Consider the following 279-nt stretch of genomic DNA (forward strand, 5'->3'; position numbering starts at 1 on the left):
GTACTGCCCGGTTGTCCGGTGCCGCCGATCGTCGGGGTGGTGTCGTTGGTGACTTGCCCGCTGGTGAGGTTGCCGGTCACGCCGCCAGGGGCATTGTCGTTAACCGTATCCAGCGTTGGAACCGTTGGCGCCGTCAGGTCAACCACGACGTTCCAGCCGTTAGACACCTGGCTGACGTTGCCCTGTGGATCGGTGGCGGTAACGGTGAAGGCGTGAGGCCCTTCGCCGAGCGCGGTGTCAGGGGTGAACGTCCAGGCACCGGTGCCGTCAGCCGTGACC

At 65.9% G+C, this 279-nt stretch carries 1 protein-coding gene; it reads right to left on the reverse strand.

Annotated elements, in window-relative coordinates:
* The coding region (locus tag ACPYOJ_RS35210) for an Ig-like domain-containing protein (protein ID WP_481420364.1) at positions 1-279 on the reverse strand (279 nt) is incomplete at both ends.

This window comes from Rhizobium sp. SVR5-9E, from assembly GCF_056755095.1.